Source organism: Acidiphilium multivorum AIU301 (assembly GCF_000202835.1).
Taxonomy (GTDB): domain Bacteria; phylum Pseudomonadota; class Alphaproteobacteria; order Acetobacterales; family Acetobacteraceae; genus Acidiphilium; species Acidiphilium multivorum.
On the sequence record NC_015186.1, the window covers coordinates 669,214 to 685,353 of the forward strand.

The window sequence follows — 16,140 nt, forward strand, 5'->3', positions numbered from 1 at the left end:
AATCTCCCAACGACGACGAGCGCCTCATTTGCCTGCAAAAGATTAAGAAAGAATATCCGGATCGATACGAGGCGCGTGTCGGTTCTCGTGCCGGAACCAGCCGCTGTCAGCGGGGCCGAGTCGCCCATGCCGGCCGTCCTGTCATCGGCTCAGCGCGGGGCGGTGAAGTGCTTTTATGGCAGGATATATAACTTATTCTCAATTTATGAACACCTTCCGCACCTGTTAGAAAAATATCTTCTCGGGCGGCGTTCAAGTGCGAATATTTTCAGAATCAACGCGATAAATATTGGCTGGTGTGCGATGTGGATTTCCCTTGGTTCAAATTTTGTTGTTATTGTTTCTTTCCCAATGTATCATGACGTTCGTGGAATTCGACATCATCGAGAGGTTGATTGATCGCACCACATACACGGCACCGGTCAGACAATTCGGTTCGTTGATGCAACTTTGGTCAAAGATGAACAAGAGGGAGAGACGCCGGGATTGTGGTTTCCACGTGTTGGCGTGGTATCATGAATTAGTAAGGACGCTGCGGCATATCGGAGCGCGAGAGATTGACCATGCGCGCCGGAGCTTGCCTCCTGTCACCCGCGAAAGCAGGGGAAGCCCGCTTGCCGTCTGACGATACGGAAACGCGGCGCCTGGCCGCCCTTGGCCGTTACGATATCGTCGGCACACCGGCGGAGGAGAGCTTCGATCGCTTTGCCCGCCTTGCGGCGCATGGGCTCGACATGCCGATCGCCACGGTATCCTTCGCGGATGCCTCCCGTCACTGGCTCAAGGCGAAGGTCGGCACCGATCTTGAGTGCATGCCCCGCGGCACCGTATTTTGCGAGCACACGATCGGCACCGACAGTCCTCTTGTAGTGCCGGATGCCCGCGAGGACGAACGCTTCCGTGACAATCCGCTCGTCAGCGGGTTTCCCCATATCCGGTTTTACGCGGGTGCGCCGATCATCACGCCGGACGGCTATCGTATCGGCAGCATGTGCGTGCTCTCGCCTGAGCCGCGTGCGGAATTCGATGCGTCCAGCCGGAAGTTCCTCACCGAACTCGCCCAGTCGGTGATGACCGAACTCGAACTGCGGCGGCTGAACCGGGAGCAGGCGAAGGTATCGGCCGATCTTGCGTTCTGGAACCGCCTTTCCGAGGCGATTGCCGATGCGGCGGATTTCGACGCCGCTCTCGATCATGCCCTGGCCTGTTGCGCCGAACGCGCCGGCGCGGCGATCTGCTTTCTCGTCGCGTTTCATCCGGCATACCGGATGCTGGAATACGTCAAGTCGCATATCGCTCAAGACAGTGATCTGGCCGACTTTGACATGACCCCTTGGTTTGCCGGCCACCCGGTCGACACCATCAGTTTCGGCGCGGCCCTCGTCGAGGGGCGGATGTATGACAGCGGACCGATGATGGACGCCGATCCTGGGCCGGCGTACCCGCGCCTGCGCGAACTGGTCCGCGCCGGCATCCGCCGGCAGGTCGTCCATCCGTTCGATCTTGCCGACCGCCGTTTCGGTCTGGTGCTCGATTTCAGGAGCCCGGCGATCGCGGAGGAAACGCACGGCCTGATTCTGGAATTCGTCGCCCGCCTGACCCCACTTCTGCTCGGGCGGCTGCGGGAGGACGCGCTCGAGCGTGCCAACCGGGCCCTGCGGACGATCCACGAAGCGACCGAAGCCTTTGCGCACGCCACCACCGCGCAGGCGGTGTTCGACGCGGCCTGCCGGCTTGCGGTCGAGACCGGAGGTTACAATACGTGCTGGGTCGGTCTGGCGCAGCACGATCCCGAGAAATCGGTCAGCCTCGCGGCGAGCGCCGGGCGTGGAACCGGGTATGTCGCGCAACTTCGCCTGTCCTGGGCGGATGTGCCCAACGGCCGGGGGCCCGCCGGCACCGCAATCCGCGAACGCCGGATCTCCCGTTGGCGCGACATTGCGGTCGATCCCCGTTTCGAGCCCTGGCGGCACAAGGCGCTCGCCTCCGGGTTCCGGTCCTGCATTTCGCTGCCGTTCGGCGGGGCCGGGATTCCGGCAGCTGGCGCGCTGACTCTCTATTCCTCGGACCCGATGGCCTTTGGAGAGGAGGAGCGCGATCTCCTCGTGGAACTGACCGCGAACATGACCAAGGCTTTGCAGGCGTTCACCACGCGGCAGGAACGCGACGACGCACTGATGGCCCATTCGATGAGCGAGCGGCGGATCGACCGGCTGCTCGCCGCGACTGGCGTCGTCCTCTACGCTCTTGCCCTGCACGGCGACGAGGCCGTTCTGGTCGACATGAGCGAGAATATCGTTGACATGCTCGGCTACGTCCCGGGGAATATCCGAGGACTCGACTGGTGGCGAAACCACGTGCACCCCGAAGACCTGCCGCAGGCGGCCCTCGGTGTCCCGCGCACGGTCGAGAGCGGGCAATTCGTTCATCGCTACCGTATCAGGCACCAGAACGGCGGCTATCGCTGGATCCATGACGAGAAGACCTTGCAGCGTGATGCCGCCGGCAATCCGGTGGGTATCGTCGGTGTCTGGATCGATATCACCGAACGCCGGGAGGCGGAGGAACAGATCTATCGGCTTGCGCATATCGATCCGCTGACCGAGTTGCCGAACCGGCGTCTGCTGAACGAGCGCTTGCGCGAGGTGCTGATTGAGGCGCGCCGGACCGGCGTGCAGGGAGCATTGCTGTTCATCGATCTCGATCGGTTCAAGACGATCAACGACATGCTTGGCCACTCGGCGGGTGATTCGGCGCTCCGGCAGGCTGCGCAGCGGCTCCGCCAGGCGGTCCGCGCGGCCGATACGATCGCCCGTGTCGGCGGCGATGAATTTGTCGTTCTCATTGCGGATGCCGGCAGCACGGTCGCCGATGCGGCCGATCATGCCGCCACGATCGCCCGAAAGATGATCGACGCGCTCACGGCAAGGCCTATCTCGATTGGCGAACGTGAGTACCATCTCGGCGCCAGCATCGGCTTCACGATGTTTCCGAAGCCGGATGACACGATCGATACCCTGATCCGCGAAGCGGACACGGCGATGTATCAGGCCAAGGCCGGAGAAGCCGATGTCGTCATGTTCCGGCAGTCGATGCATCTGTCGATCGTGGCGCGCCATGCCATCGAAGACGAGATCAGGAGTGCGCTGAAGGCTGGGCGGTTCGAGATCTGGTTGCAGGACCAGGTGGAGTTGGGGGGGAAGCCCGTCGGCGCGGAAGTCCTTCTGCGCCTGCGCGATCGTGATGGTCGCATCGCCGTCCCGTCCGAGTTCATCGGCATTGCCGAATCATCCGGGCTGATTGTTCCGCTGGGCCGGTGGCTGTTGCGCGAGGCGTGTGCGCTGCTGGCACGAGCCCATCGCGACCGGCCGGACTGGCGGCTATCGGTCAATGTCAGCCCGCGACAGTTCCGCGATCCTGCTTTCGTCACCGACGTGATTGCGGCCCTCGACATCTCCGGCGTGCCGGCGGACCGACTTACGCTCGAGATTACCGAAAATCTGCTGATCAGGGATACATTCGAGATCGCCCGGATCATGGGGATTCTGGCCGATCGCGGCGTCCGCTTCTCGGTCGACGACTTCGGGACCGGCTATTCAAGCCTGCACTACCTGCGCCAGTTGCCGATCCACGAAATCAAGATCGACAGAGGTTTCATCGGCCAGGTGCCGGATGATGCGTCTTCCGTGGCGATCGTCGAGGCGATCCTCGCCATGGCCCGGCGGCTCGATCTCGATGTGGTGGCCGAAGGGGTCGAGACGCCGGAGCATGTCGCCTTCCTGAAGGCGCGCGGCTGTCCGCGGATGCAGGGTTATTTCTTCGCCTGCCCGATATCCGTCTCGGAGTGGCTGGAACGGTCCGCTCACACGCCGGACGCCGGTGTGGCCAACGCCCGCCGATAGATTTGGCGGATCGCGACGGCTGACGTCGTTCACGCTGGCGGCGTGTCACCGCTTGACCGGCGGGACGCGGCGCCCGCAAATCGATAAGCGGATGTTAATAAGTCTTTACTATTGTCGGAACACCGGACCGGCGGGCCGTTGCTGCCTTTCGGAGGCTGGACCGTCATGATGCGCCGATCGGGAGTTGCGGATGATACCTCGCCGGATTCACCAGTTCTGGCTGATTGACCTGTTGCGGGCACGACGGAGGCGCTTTGGCGGTGGTTCTCCCTGGGAAGAGGGCATGCAGGAGGAACTTCGCGCGAACCATCTCGAATGGAGCCTGCATCATCCCGGATTCGAAGTGAAACTCTGGTCGCTCGACGAACTTCTCTCGCTCTGTCGTGTTGGCGGTTTTACGTGGGTCGCTCAGGTGCTGACCGCCGATGCACCTGTGCCATTGCAACTCGATCTCATACGATTTTTCCTGCTTGAGCAACTCGGCGGCATCTGGGCGGATCTGACGGTTCGGCCGGTCGGGCCCATGCCTGCGGCGCTTCTTGCCGCGGAATTCGTGGCAATAGGCGTGGATGGCGGCGCGCCGGTGTTTGATCAACGCTTCCTCGCCGCGCGCCCGGGCCTCGAGTGCTTCATGCGCGCGACCGACAAGGTCATGCGCGGCGGGTTCGACGAAGCGCGGCGGATGAGCGGTCAGGACGCGCTAGCAGCCGCATTCGCCGCGAGCCGTCGGCCTGTCGCGGCTTGCCTCTTGAGCGAGCAGGACACCTGGGGATCGCTGCTGGAACGACGCAGCCTTGACCGCGACGCGGATTGGTTGCCCGATCCCATGGCCACGCTGGAGGCGAACGCCGCACGGCCGACTCCGGCCTGAGCATAGCGCGTTCCAGGCATCAGCGCGGCCTGAAGTGTCGCCAACCCGGGTTGTTGTGATAGTAGTTGCGGGCGCGCATCTGATAGCTGTTCCAGTAGCCGGAGTGGAAGCGCCGCAGCGGGGGCGGTGCCGCGTGGATGCGCCACGGGCCGCTATACGACGAGCCGACATACCAACGACCACTATACAAATAGTAATACAAGCCGCTGTAGAAGAAGAGCGGATAGTTGTAGCCGAGAGCCACATAGACGCCGGGTGAGGGCAGCCAGACCATCTCTGGCGACCAGCTTGCGGGTGCCGCCGGCGGATAGCCGGCCTCGTACGGCGAGGGTGGAGGGGGGGTGGTCGCGGCCCCACCCACGGCACCGATGGCCCCGCCGATCAAGGCACCTGTCGCGGCGCCACGGCCACCGCCGGCAAGAGCGCCAATCGCGGCACCCGTGCCGGCACCGAGGGCGGCTCCTCCAAGAGCGCGCTGGCCGGGATCATAGGGATTGGTGCAGGCCCCGAGGCCGGCGGCCAACAGCAGCGCGAGCCCCAGCGGTGCCGACCGGGTACGCGGGCGACGGGTTTGCGCGATGGAGGGCGGGGCAGATGCGGTCGGGATCATATCGGGCTCCTGCTCTGTGAACCGGACGTTTGCCGGCTGAGCCACCGACGTGACAGCGCGCGTCTGATTTTTCATTGATCCCGATCAACGCTGCAATGTTTCGCAACATCAATTCTGCCTGGGGCAAAAAGGGGGCCGGGAAGCTCCCGCTGCCTGGCCCCGCGATTGCGCCGAGGGTGGAATCAGAACAGCACGCCGGCCTCGACCACGAAGGTGGCCTGGTTGCGCCCGGTGCCGTTCGCACCGTAGCCGGTGCTGCCAGCATAGCCGACCTTGGTCAGATGCAGCAGGCCGAGATCGCCGCGGACGAACAGGTTCTTGTTCTGCCAGGTCGGCGTGACCGACAGGCCGTAGCCCTGCGCTCCGGGGTTGAGGAACCAGAAGCCGGGGCCGTTCGAGCTGAAATACTCGACCCAGCCGCCCAGCGAATAGGGGCTTTTGCCGAACGCGTAATCGGCGAAGAGCGCCGCGCCGAAATTGCTCGTGAACTTGCTGATGCCAACCTTCTGGTCAGGCTTCGCATACACATACTGAACCTCCGGCACGAGGTTGAGGTTGCCATGCGTGTAGCTGTAATAGCCGCCGATCATCGTGGAGTTGATATAGTTGGCGCCATAGGAGCCGACGGTCGACTGGTTGTAGGGCGTTGTGGCGCTGCCATAGGTATTCGCGAGCAGGCCGGTATGACCCAGATTGGTCGCGCCGAACACCGAAAGCGCGTTGTTGTCGTTGAAGCTGTAGGTGACCAATCCCTGCAGGAAGTTGAACACCCCGGTGTCGAACCCGTCACCGAAGGTCACGCTGGCGCTGACCGGTCCCATCGTGTAGGTCGCCGAAACGCCGCGGCTCTGCGAATTTTCAACATAGAAGAGGTCGGTCGTCAGCACGTTGGCGTTGTTCCAGTCGATGCCGGACTCGTAACCTTCGAGCGAACCGATCTGGCCGACCGAGATCGAGAAGTTCTTGGTCGGCGCGAGCGTGATATATCCGGCGTAGAGCGGGCCGGTGGAGAAGGTCTGCACCGAGGTCGCCGTGGGCTTGGTGCCCAGGGTCAGCGAGTTGTTCGAGCCGACCTGGATGGTGAACTGCACGAGGCCGCTGGTCTTCTGGACCTCGATCTGCCCGTTCATGAACTCGGCGCCGGTGCTCTTGTCGGTGCCCAGAAGACCGCCGCTCGTGCTGTTGCCGGTGCCGGAGAGCGCGTACATGTAGCCGTCGGCGCCGCCGCTGAGTTGGAGCGGGCCGAGCGGACCGCCGTCGATCTTGATCGCCGAGGGGCCATTGAATGCCTGCGCCGATTGCAGGGCGCAGAGCGAAATTGCCGCGCCAAACGAGGCGGCGATCAGCCGCGTGCGGTTCCGCCGGCCGGGCGTTCTGGAATGGTCTAAACTCATGATGCCTCCTTCAGGCTCTTGTTTCGTGTCTGCTGCACAAGTTTTCATCGTTCAACGACGGAAGATTCCGGTCTCGCGTCGCACAACGTGATTATGCCGCAAACCGCATGCCAGAAGATTGCGCAACCGCTCACATTCCAGGAGTGGAATCAGTTTCGATGGTAATGTGGCAGATAGGTTACAGTCAGGCGGAAGCCCGATCTGCGGCAAAAAATTCGCGCACCGCGGCGACCGTCTCGGCGAGGCCTTGCCGACTGACCGTGACGCCGGTTGGAAACGCGCTTTCGAGCCTCGAGGGAAAGGCGCGGTCGAGCAGGACGAATACGCCTCTGTCGCCGGCGCGACGGATGAGCCGCCCAAAGCCCTGCCTGAGGCGGAGCCGCACGATGGCGTCATCATAGGTCTTCGGATCGCCATGCGAGAGGTGGGTCCGGCGGACGCGGTGTAGAATGTCGGGCCGTGGCCAGGGCGTGCGCTCGAACACCACGAGGCGCAGCGCATTGCCCGGAATATCCACGCCGTCCCGCATCGCATCCGTGCCTAAAAGACAGGCATTTTGTTCGGCGCGAAAGCTGTCGACCAGCGTGGCGTTGTTCATCGCGTCCACATGCTGTGCAAAGAGCGGAATGTTTGCGGCATCGAGCGCCGGCGCGATGCGCGCATGCACGGCGCGCAGCCGCGCGATGGCGGTGAACAGGCCGAGCGCGCCACCGCCAGAGGCAAGGAAAAGGGCGCGGAAGGCGGAGGCCAGCGCCTCCGGCGTCTCGCGCAGATTGTCGCGGACGATGAAGATGCGGGTCTGCGCGGGATAGTCGAAGGGCGAGGCGAAGGCGGCGCGGATCGCCGGCGCTGCGAGATGGGTCGCGCCGGTGCGCGACTCGGCGCGTTGCCATTCGGCATCCTGCTCCACGTCATCCATCGCTGTGGTGCGGTCGCGCAGGGTCGCGGAAGTGATCAGCAGCCCGTGCGCCCGACTCGCCACCGCGTCGGCGAAGGCTTCGGTCGGGTCGAGCAGATGCGAAAGCAGGGCAATGTCGCGCCCCTGGCGGATGAACAGCACGTGGAACGGCCGCTCGCCAGGCTCGGGTGGCGCTTCGTTGACGGCGGCGAGCATGCGCCGCCAGCTCGCCACCGGATCGAGGGCGCGGCGCTTCAGGCTGCGAATCGCCGCCTCGATGCGCTGCCGTTCAGTACTGTCGATGGTGCCGGCCTCTTCGTCGAGTCGCGCCGCGAGCCGCTCGCGCAGCGAGGTCAGCGGCGCTTCCAGTCTGGCGAGATCCCGCGCGAGATCGGATGCGGCGGCGGCCAGTTCCGGCTCGGCCGGATAGAGATCCGCCTCGATATCAAGATTCGACTCGCGCTCGGCTGCGGTCGCACGGGCGCGGGCCTGAGCGGCGAGGGCGGTGAGAAACGCTTCGGCGGCGCCGGGGCCGATCTGGTCGAGCGCTGCGGTCGGCTCGCCCAGTCGTGCCAGCATGGTCGCTCCCGGCAGCACCCGTGCCGCCGCGCGCAGCGCGTCGAGCGGTGCCGCAAGCCGTTCATCGGCGGCGACCAGATCTTCGAGCCGCCGGGCAAGGCCGCGCGCGCGCGACCGGCCGCCTTCGGCGCCGAGCAGCCAGCGGCGCAACTCGGCCATGCTCGCGCCGGAGAGTTCCGCCGCGAAGGCGGAATCGGCGGCATCGAACAGGTGGTGCCCCTCGTCGAACACATACCGCGTTGGCACGCTGGAATCGTCCAGCCCGCCCCAGACCGCCTGCGCCATGACCAGCGCATGGTTCGCGATCACCAGATCGGCACCGCGGGCGCGGCGGATCACGTGTTCGATCGTGCAACGCTTCCAGTGCGGGCAGGCTGAATGGATGCACTCGCCGCGCCGGTCGGCAATCTGCGGCAGCAGCCCCGCGCCGAACAGTTCGGCGAACCAGCCGGGCAGGTCACCGCCAGCGATGTCGTGATCGCTCGAGGCGAGCGCCCAGCGTGCGATCAGCCCGAGGGCAACCAGATTGTAACCGCGCGCTCCGGCGGCGGCGTCCTCGAAATTCAGCAAGCAGAGATAATTCTCCCGCCCCTTGCGAAGCACGACCCGCCGCCGTCGCCGCGCCGGATCGGGCTCCAGCCGCGCCGATTCCTGCTCGATCTGCCGCTGAAGGTGGCGGGTATAGGTGGAGATCCACACGCTTCCCTGGTTGCGCTCCGCCCAGAGCGAGGCCGGGGCGAGATAGCCGAGCGTCTTGCCCGTACCGGTGCCTGCCTCGGCAAGCACGCAATGCGGCACGCCCTCGGCGGCGGGCGGCGCAAAGGCGGCGGTGGCCGCCGAGGCATAATCGGATTGGGCCGGCCGTTGTTCTGCGCCGCCGCCGAGCAGGTCGGCCAGCCGCCCCCGGGCCGCATCCTGCGGCACCGGATAGGAAGAGGGCGGCGGCCGGGGCGCCTCCTCCTGCCATTCGGGCAGGATCATGCCAAGACGCAACGCCGCGCGATCCGGCCTTGCTGCCGGCTGTCCGAGCGCTGCTGCCACAGGCTTCGCCCAGGGCCAGCCGGCCTCGCCCATCAGTGCGGCGAGCCCGGCGGCCCGGCGATTCATCGGCAGCGAGGCGCTCTGGTCGAGTCGGCCGAGCAGGGCGATGGCGATGTCCGGCAGCAGGGCGGCGGCGGCCTCGATCGTTGCCGGCGGGTCGAAATCGAGCGCGCGGGCGAGGCCGGAGGGTGTTGGTGCCGCCGTCACCGCCGGCATGACGAAAGCGAAGAGGTCGAGCAGGTCGAGGACGGGGATCGACAGGTCGAGCCGCTGCAATGTCGCCGCCTCATGCACGACCAGGGGCGGCGGCAGATCGCGCAGCGCGGCGCGTGCCTCGGCCACGGTCAGATGTCGCAGTTCGCCGTCGGGATCGAGGAGAGCCGCCCGGCCATGCGCCGTCACCAGCGACGGCGCGGCGGGAAGAATCAGGCGCGACGGGGTGTCCATGCGGTTTGTCTATCCCGCAGTGGCGGTTTCGCCAAAGCGCCGGACACTCAGGCAGCGATCCGCGCGAGCAGCGCGCCGACGACAGCCTCGAACATCGCCGCGGTCAGCCGCCCGGTATTGGTATTCAGCCGGGAGACGTGGAAGCTGTCCGCGAGCACGATACCGCCCGGCAGTTCCGTCATCGCGCCGTGGCTGAATTTCGCATGGCTCTGCTTCAGGCCGAAGGCCCGCAGCGTTGCCTGGTGGGCGATTCCGCCGAGAGCGAGAATGCCGCGCAGCTGCGTCATCGCTGCGATGTCGCGGGCGAGGAAGCCGTTGCAGGCAGCGATTTCGGCGGGCAGGGGACGATTCTCCGGCGGCACGCAACGAACTGCGTTGATGATGCGGCAATCCCGCAATTCCAGCCCATCATCCGGCCGCTCGGCATAGACGCCGATGGCAAGGCCATACTTGATCAGCGTGGCATACAGCAGGTGGCCGGCGAAATCGCCGGTGAAGGGCCGGCCGGTCCGGTTGGCGCCACGCAGCCCCGGCGCGAGCCCGACCACCAGCAACCTGGCGTTCTCCGGCCCGAAACACGGCACGGGAGCGTTGAACCAGCCCGGGAATTTCGCATGGTTCGCTGCGCGAAACCCGGACAGGCGAGGGCAGAGCGCGCAGTCGCGCGCCGGTTGCGCCGACACGCCGGATCAGTCTTGCGTCGCTTCGGCGCGCTGCATCCGGGGCCGCGGTTCGGTCTGCCGCCGAGTGAACTCGTTGGCTATGTCAGCCAGGTCGACGAACTGATCAGACTGGCGGCGCAATTCGTCGGCGATCATCGGCGGGCTGGTCTTGATCGTCGAGATGACCGATACGCGCACGCCGCGCCGTTGCACCGCCTCGACGAGGCGGCGGAAATCGGAATCGCCCGAGAACAGGATCGCATGGTCGATATGCGGGGCCATTTCCAGCATGTCGATTGCGAGCTCGATATCCATATTCCCCTTGACCCGGCGGCGACCGGCGCCATCAGTGAATTCCTTCGCCGGCTTGGTCACCAGCGTATATCCATTATAGGCCAGCCAGTCGGTGAGGGGCTTGAGCGGCGAATATTCTTCGGTATCGAGTAACGCCGAGTAATAATAAGCGCGCACGAGATTGACCCGGTCAAAAAAATCGAGAAGCCGCCGGTAATCGACATCAAAGCCAAGCGCCCGCGACGCGGCGTAGAGATTTGCGCCATCGATGAATAATGCAGTTTTTTCTTGTGGAAGCAGGCGCATGGCCGTAACCTTTCGACGTAAAATTTTTCGGAATAAATCAATCTGTTAAAAGCAGGTCGCCACATAACGTTTACGCGAAAGTTTCACATTAGTATAGTTATGTGTTCATGATCCTGATCGCACTCGGTGCCAACCTGCCCCTTACAGATGACGGCTCACCGTATGACACATGTTTTCATGCGGTGGAAGAGATGCAGAAAATTGAGACAATTCACCTTGTGGCTGTCTCATCCTGGTATCGCACGCGCCCGGTTCCGCCTGATCCGACGCAACCGGATTTCTGCAATGGCGTCGTCCGGTTTTCGGGAGCGCCTGATCCCGTTGCGCTGCTCGAGGCACTGCACGAGATCGAGGCTCGGTTTGGCCGCGTCCGGTCGGTTCCGAATGCGGCACGCACGCTGGATCTCGACCTGATCGACGTGAACGGGATGGTGCGGGAGACCGGGTCGCCGATCCTGCCGCATCCGCGCGCTCATTTGCGGACATTCGTGCTCCGGCCGCTGCTTGATGTCGCGCCTGATTGGGTGCATCCTCTGCTGCTACGTCCGGCAAGGGAATTGTTCTCCGCGCTGCCGGAACGTGCGGAAGGCGAAATCCGCCTCTGGTAGAAAGGGACGTCCCGGTTTGGTTGCATGCCGGGCGGCGCTCTGCTATTTTCAAAGCTGTTTCTGTTTTCCGGGTGCCTGCGGGCGCCCTGCTGGAGTGACCACATGGCACGCGTTACCGTCGAAGACTGCATCGAACAGATCCCCAACCGGTTCGAACTGGTGCTCCTCGCCGCCCAGCGCGCGCGGAACCTCTCCAGGGGCGCCTCGATCACGATCGATCGCGACAACGACAAGAACCCGGTGGTCGCACTGCGCGAGATCGCTGATTCCACGGTCGATTTCGGCGGTCTCGAGCAGGATCTCGTCAAGTCGCTGTCTCGCGTGCCGGACCCGGAACCGGCGGACGAAGAGGTTCAGGACCTCATCCCGACCGATCAGAACATCTTCGGCCTGCAGGACGTCTCCGCCGAGGAGGAAGCCGCAGCGATGGCCGCCGAATCCGAGGAGATGACCTCCGAGGACATCGCCGCGGCGATCGAGGCCGAACTCGGCGGCGGACGACCGCGCCGCTGAGACCGGTCTTTTTCCGGTGGGCGCGCCGCTTGACGGGATGGGCGTGAACCACCCCCTCCTCGCGCCCGAAGGTCTCGCGGGCACCGCCGTCACCCACGAGGCGCTCAAGCCGTTGATCAGCCGGATCAACGGCTATGACACGAAAGTCGATATCGCCCTGATCGACGACGCCTATGGCGTCGCATCCGAGGCCCATGCGGGGCAGACCCGCGAAAACGGCGATCCCTACATCACCCATCCGCTCGCGGTGGCGGACATCCTGGCCGATTACCGGCTCGATGCCCGCAGTATCGTCACTGCCCTGCTGCACGACGTCATCGAGGATACCAAGGTTACCCTCCCGGCGCTGCAAGGCCGTTTCGGCGCTGAGGTCGCCGGGCTGGTCGACGGCGTCACCAAGCTGACCCGCCTCGAACTTCAGTCGGACCGGACCAAGCAGGCGGAGAATTTCCGCAAGCTCGTGCTGGCGATGAGCAAAGATATCCGTGTTCTGCTCGTCAAGCTCGCGGACCGCCTGCACAATATGCGCACGATCCATTTCGTCCGCTCACCGGAGCGCCGCGCGCGCATCGCGCGCGAGACGATGGAGATCTACGCGCCGCTTGCCGAGCGCATCGGCATGGACCGGGTGAAGGTCGAACTGCAGAACCGCGCCTTCGCGGTGCTCGACCCCGAAGCCTACGACTCGATCCAGGCCCGGCTGAACTTCCTGCGCGGCCAGGGTGCCGATGTCATCGACGAGGTGCGCGCCGAACTCGGTCGGATCCTCAAGGAGGCTGGGGTCGAGGTCATTGATATTTCCGGTCGGGAGAAGTCGATCTACTCCATCTGGGAGAAGATGCAGCGGCGCAACGTTGCCTTCGAACAGTTGTCGGACATCATGGCATTCCGCATCATCGTGCCGACACGCGAGCAGTGCTACGTCGCCCTCGGCGCGATCCACGCGGCCTTTCCCGTCATTGCCGGCCGATTTAAGGACTACATCTCGACCCCGAAGGCGAACATGTATCAGTCGCTCCATACCGGGGTGACGTTGCGCCATCCGCGCAACCAGAAGATCGAATTGCAGATCCGCACACCGGAGATGCATGCGATCGCGGAAAACGGCGTCGCCGCCCATTGGCTCTACAAGCAGGGCGAGGCCTCTGCCGCCGACGTCAAGCAGTTCCGCTGGGTGCAGGACCTGCTCGAAATTCTCGAGAACTCTTCTGCGCCTGACGAATTCCTCGAGAATACCAAGCTTGAGCTCTATCAGGATCAGGTTTTCTGCTTCACTCCGAAGGGGCAGCTGATTCAGCTGCCCCGCGGCGCGACGGCAGTGGATTTCGCCTATGCGGTGCATTCGCAGATTGGCGATACCTGTGTTGGCGCCCGTATCAACGGCCGGCTGATGCCGTTGCGCTACGAACTGCAGAACGGCGACCAGGTCGAGATCCTGACCGCCCGTGGCGGAACGCCCTCGCCGTCGTGGGAGCGTTTCGTTGTCACCGGCAAGGCGCGATCGCGGGTGCGCCGCTTCATCGCCGGCCAGTTGCGCGAGCAGAATCGCGACCAGGGCAAGGCCGCCCTCGCCAAGGCATTCCGCCAGGACGGCGTGGACGGTTCCGAAAAAGTTCTGGAAGTTGCGCTGAAGGCGCTCAAGCAGGCCAGCCTCGACGACCTCTATGTTGCGGTCGGCACCGGCAATCTCGCAGCCCGGGATGTGGTGCAGGCGGCTTATCCGGATCTGCGCGAAAGCCGTGCGCCGCGCATGGTGCCCGGCATGCTCGCCCGAGCGCCGCGGCCGCCCGCGCGCGGAACCGGCCTGCCCATCACCGGGCTGATTTCCGGCATGGAGGTGCATTACGCCGGCTGCTGCCACCCGCTGCCGGGCGACAAGATCGTCGGCATCATCGCCACCGGAAAGGGCGTGACCATCCACACGCGCGACTGCCTCACCCTCGAGACCTTCGCCAACACGCCGGAGCGGTTCATCGATGTTGACTGGGATTACGCCCTGATCGGCCCGGGAAAGGAAGGCACGCGCGATGGCAACGGCCGCGAACGGCCGTTCACCGGGCGGATCAGCGTGATCGCCTCCAACGCGCCGGCGACCCTCGCCAACATCGCCAACGCGGTCGCCAAGCAGGACGGCGCGATCGCCAATCTCAAGATCATCCACCGCCAGCAGGATTTCTTCGAATGCCTGATGGATGTCGAGGTGCGCGACCTGCGGCATCTCTCCCAGGTCATCGCCGGGCTGCGCGCCGCCGGCGGCGTTGCCCAGGTCGATCGCGCCCGCACCTGACCCCGCCGGGTTGGCGCTGCCGCCCTCTATGGCTATGACGCTCGCATGATCATCGGCATCGGCTCCGACCTGTGTGACATCCGCCGCGTCGAGCGCACGCTCGAACGCTTCGGCGAGCGGTTCATCCAGCGTGTCTTCACCGAAACCGAGCGCCGCCGCGCCGCCCGGCGCCCGGCGCAGTTCGCCGCGACCCTCGCCAAGCGCTTCGCCGCCAAGGAAGCCTGCGCCAAGGCGCTCGGCACCGGCTTTCGCCGCGGCGTATTCATGTCGGACCTCGGCGTCGTGAATCTCCCGAGCGGCCAGCCGACGCTCGCCCTCACCGGCGGCGCTGCCGAGCGTCTCGCCGCGCTCACGCCCCCCGGGCGCAGTGCCTTTGTCCATCTCTCGTTGACCGATGAATATCCCTACGCCTACGCGCACGTGATCATCGAAGCGCGGGACGGCGCGTGACGCGATGACCGCTCCGGCGACGGTCGTGCCGGTCTGCCGGCATTTCGGCGTCTGCGGTGGCTGCAGCGCGCAGGATGTCGCCCCTGCCGCGCTTGCCGAGGCGAAGCACGCCCGGCTCGCCGCCGCCCTCGCGCGGGCCGGCTTCGCTGACCCGCATCCGGCGCCGGTGGTCTCGATCCCGATGGGCACCCGCCGGCGGGCGGATTTCGCCGTCGCGCGCGTCGCCGGCGCCGTCCGGCTCGGCTTTCACGAGACCCGTTCCCGCACGGTGGTCGACATTGCCGAATGCCCCCTGCTGCGGCCCGAGCTCGAAGCGCTGATCGACCCGCTTCGCGCGCTGCTCGCCCGGTTGCAGGGGCTGCGCAAGAGTGCCGATGTCCGGGTCAACCTCCTCGATGCAGGGGCGGACGTGTCGGTCGCGCTCGATGGCGAGGCCACCGCCGCCGACCGGGCGCGGCTGGTCGCCTTCGCGCAGGAGCACGACCTGCCGCGAATCAGCCTCGGCGCCGAGCCGGTGCTGATCCGCCGCCCGCCCACGCTCGACTGCGCCGGCCTCGTCGTCCTCCCGCCGCCCGCCGCCTTCCTGCAACCGAGCTTCGAGGGCGAGGCGGCGATCCGCGCCGCCGTGCTCGCCGGCCTGCCGCCGAAACTCACCCGCAAGTCGCGGATCGTCGAGTTCTATGCCGGAATCGGCACCCTCACCGGCGCGCTCGCCGCCCATGCAAGGGTGCATGCGGTCGAGGGCAGCGCCCCGGCGCTGGCCGCGCTCGATGAGGCGGCGCGGACCGGCGGCCAGGCCGGGCGGATCGACACCGAGCGGCGCGACCTCGCCCGCCGTCCCGTCACCGCGAAGGAACTTGCCGGTGCTGCCTGCGTCGTGCTCGATCCGCCCTTCGATGGCGCCGGCCCGCAAATCGCCCCCCTGGTCGAGGCAAAGGTGCAGCGCATCGTCTATGTCAGCTGCAACCCCGAGGCGCTCGCGCGCGAGGCCGCCCCCTTCGCCCGCGCCGGCTACCGCCTGCTCGCTTCCACCCCGATCGACCAGTTCCCCGGCTCCGACCATCTCGAAAGCGTCGTCGTCCTCGGCCTCTGACCGGAACGCGGGGCAGCAAAACCTTGCGCGCGGCGAAGCCGCCATGTTACTCATCCTTGCATGAGCCAGACGGTTTTCCGTTCCGCGCTTTTCCTGCCCCGCGCCGCCACCGTGCTGCGGAGCCTTCCGCTCGCGCTTCGACTTATCGACCCCTGGGCGTAACACCCGGCTGAAAACCGGCACGC

General features: G+C 65.5%; 12 protein-coding genes. 7 read left to right on the forward strand and 5 right to left on the reverse strand.

Annotation, left to right across the window (positions count from 1 at the left end; all coding sequences use genetic code 11):
• The first annotated feature begins 614 nt into the window (after window positions 1–614).
• Window positions 615–3,902 (forward strand): sensor domain-containing phosphodiesterase, encoded by a 3,288-nt coding sequence (locus tag ACMV_RS02935; protein ID WP_013639501.1) that lies wholly within the window; start codon window positions 615–617, stop codon window positions 3,900–3,902.
• 283 nt (window positions 3,903–4,185) lie between these two features.
• Complete coding sequence (locus ACMV_RS02940; protein ID WP_013639502.1) at window positions 4,186–4,773, forward strand: glycosyltransferase family 32 protein; 588 nt, start codon at window positions 4,186–4,188, stop codon at window positions 4,771–4,773.
• Window positions 4,774–4,792: 19 nt separating this feature from the next.
• On the opposite strand, the gene ACMV_RS02945 is transcribed toward ACMV_RS02940, so the two are convergent.
• From ACMV_RS02945 to ACMV_RS02965, 5 genes are all read right to left on the reverse strand, one after another.
• Window positions 4,793–5,296, reverse strand: a complete 504-nt coding sequence (locus tag ACMV_RS02945) for a hypothetical protein (RefSeq protein ID WP_231844473.1) — start codon at window positions 5,294–5,296, stop codon at window positions 4,793–4,795.
• Between the two features lie 269 nt (window positions 5,297–5,565).
• On the reverse strand, window positions 5,566–6,777 hold the full coding sequence (locus ACMV_RS02950) for an outer membrane beta-barrel protein (protein WP_013639503.1): 1,212 nt from the start codon (window positions 6,775–6,777) through the stop codon (window positions 5,566–5,568).
• Between the two features lie 184 nt (window positions 6,778–6,961).
• A complete protein-coding gene (locus ACMV_RS02955) occupies window positions 6,962–9,742 on the reverse strand; it encodes an ATP-dependent DNA helicase (RefSeq protein WP_013639504.1) in 2,781 nt (926 codons plus the stop codon).
• A 47-nt stretch (window positions 9,743–9,789) separates the two neighbouring features.
• Window positions 9,790–10,425 (reverse strand): uracil-DNA glycosylase, encoded by a 636-nt coding sequence (locus ACMV_RS02960; protein ID WP_011941587.1) that lies wholly within the window; start codon window positions 10,423–10,425, stop codon window positions 9,790–9,792.
• 6 nt (window positions 10,426–10,431) lie between these two features.
• Window positions 10,432–11,004, reverse strand: a complete 573-nt coding sequence (locus tag ACMV_RS02965; RefSeq protein WP_007421783.1) for a LabA-like NYN domain-containing protein — start codon at window positions 11,002–11,004, stop codon at window positions 10,432–10,434.
• 101 nt (window positions 11,005–11,105) lie between these two features.
• Here ACMV_RS02965 and folK point away from each other — a divergent pair, with 101 nt between their 5' ends.
• From folK to ACMV_RS02990, 5 genes are all read left to right on the forward strand, one after another.
• On the forward strand, window positions 11,106–11,612 hold the full coding sequence (folK, locus tag ACMV_RS02970; RefSeq protein ID WP_013639505.1) for a 2-amino-4-hydroxy-6-hydroxymethyldihydropteridine diphosphokinase: 507 nt from the start codon (window positions 11,106–11,108) through the stop codon (window positions 11,610–11,612).
• Window positions 11,613–11,714: 102 nt separating this feature from the next.
• On the forward strand, window positions 11,715–12,125 hold the full coding sequence (gene rpoZ / locus ACMV_RS02975) for a DNA-directed RNA polymerase subunit omega (protein ID WP_007421785.1): 411 nt from the start codon (window positions 11,715–11,717) through the stop codon (window positions 12,123–12,125).
• 37 nt (window positions 12,126–12,162) lie between these two features.
• Window positions 12,163–14,412, forward strand: coding sequence for a RelA/SpoT family protein (locus ACMV_RS02980; RefSeq protein WP_013639506.1), 2,250 nt, complete (start codon window positions 12,163–12,165; stop codon window positions 14,410–14,412).
• Between the two features lie 45 nt (window positions 14,413–14,457).
• Window positions 14,458–14,862 (forward strand): holo-ACP synthase, encoded by a 405-nt coding sequence (gene acpS / locus ACMV_RS02985; protein ID WP_007421787.1) that lies wholly within the window; start codon window positions 14,458–14,460, stop codon window positions 14,860–14,862.
• Window positions 14,863–14,866: 4 nt separating this feature from the next.
• Window positions 14,867–15,955, forward strand: a complete 1,089-nt coding sequence (locus tag ACMV_RS02990) for a class I SAM-dependent RNA methyltransferase (RefSeq protein WP_013639507.1) — start codon at window positions 14,867–14,869, stop codon at window positions 15,953–15,955.
• The last annotated feature ends 185 nt before the right edge of the window (window positions 15,956–16,140 follow it).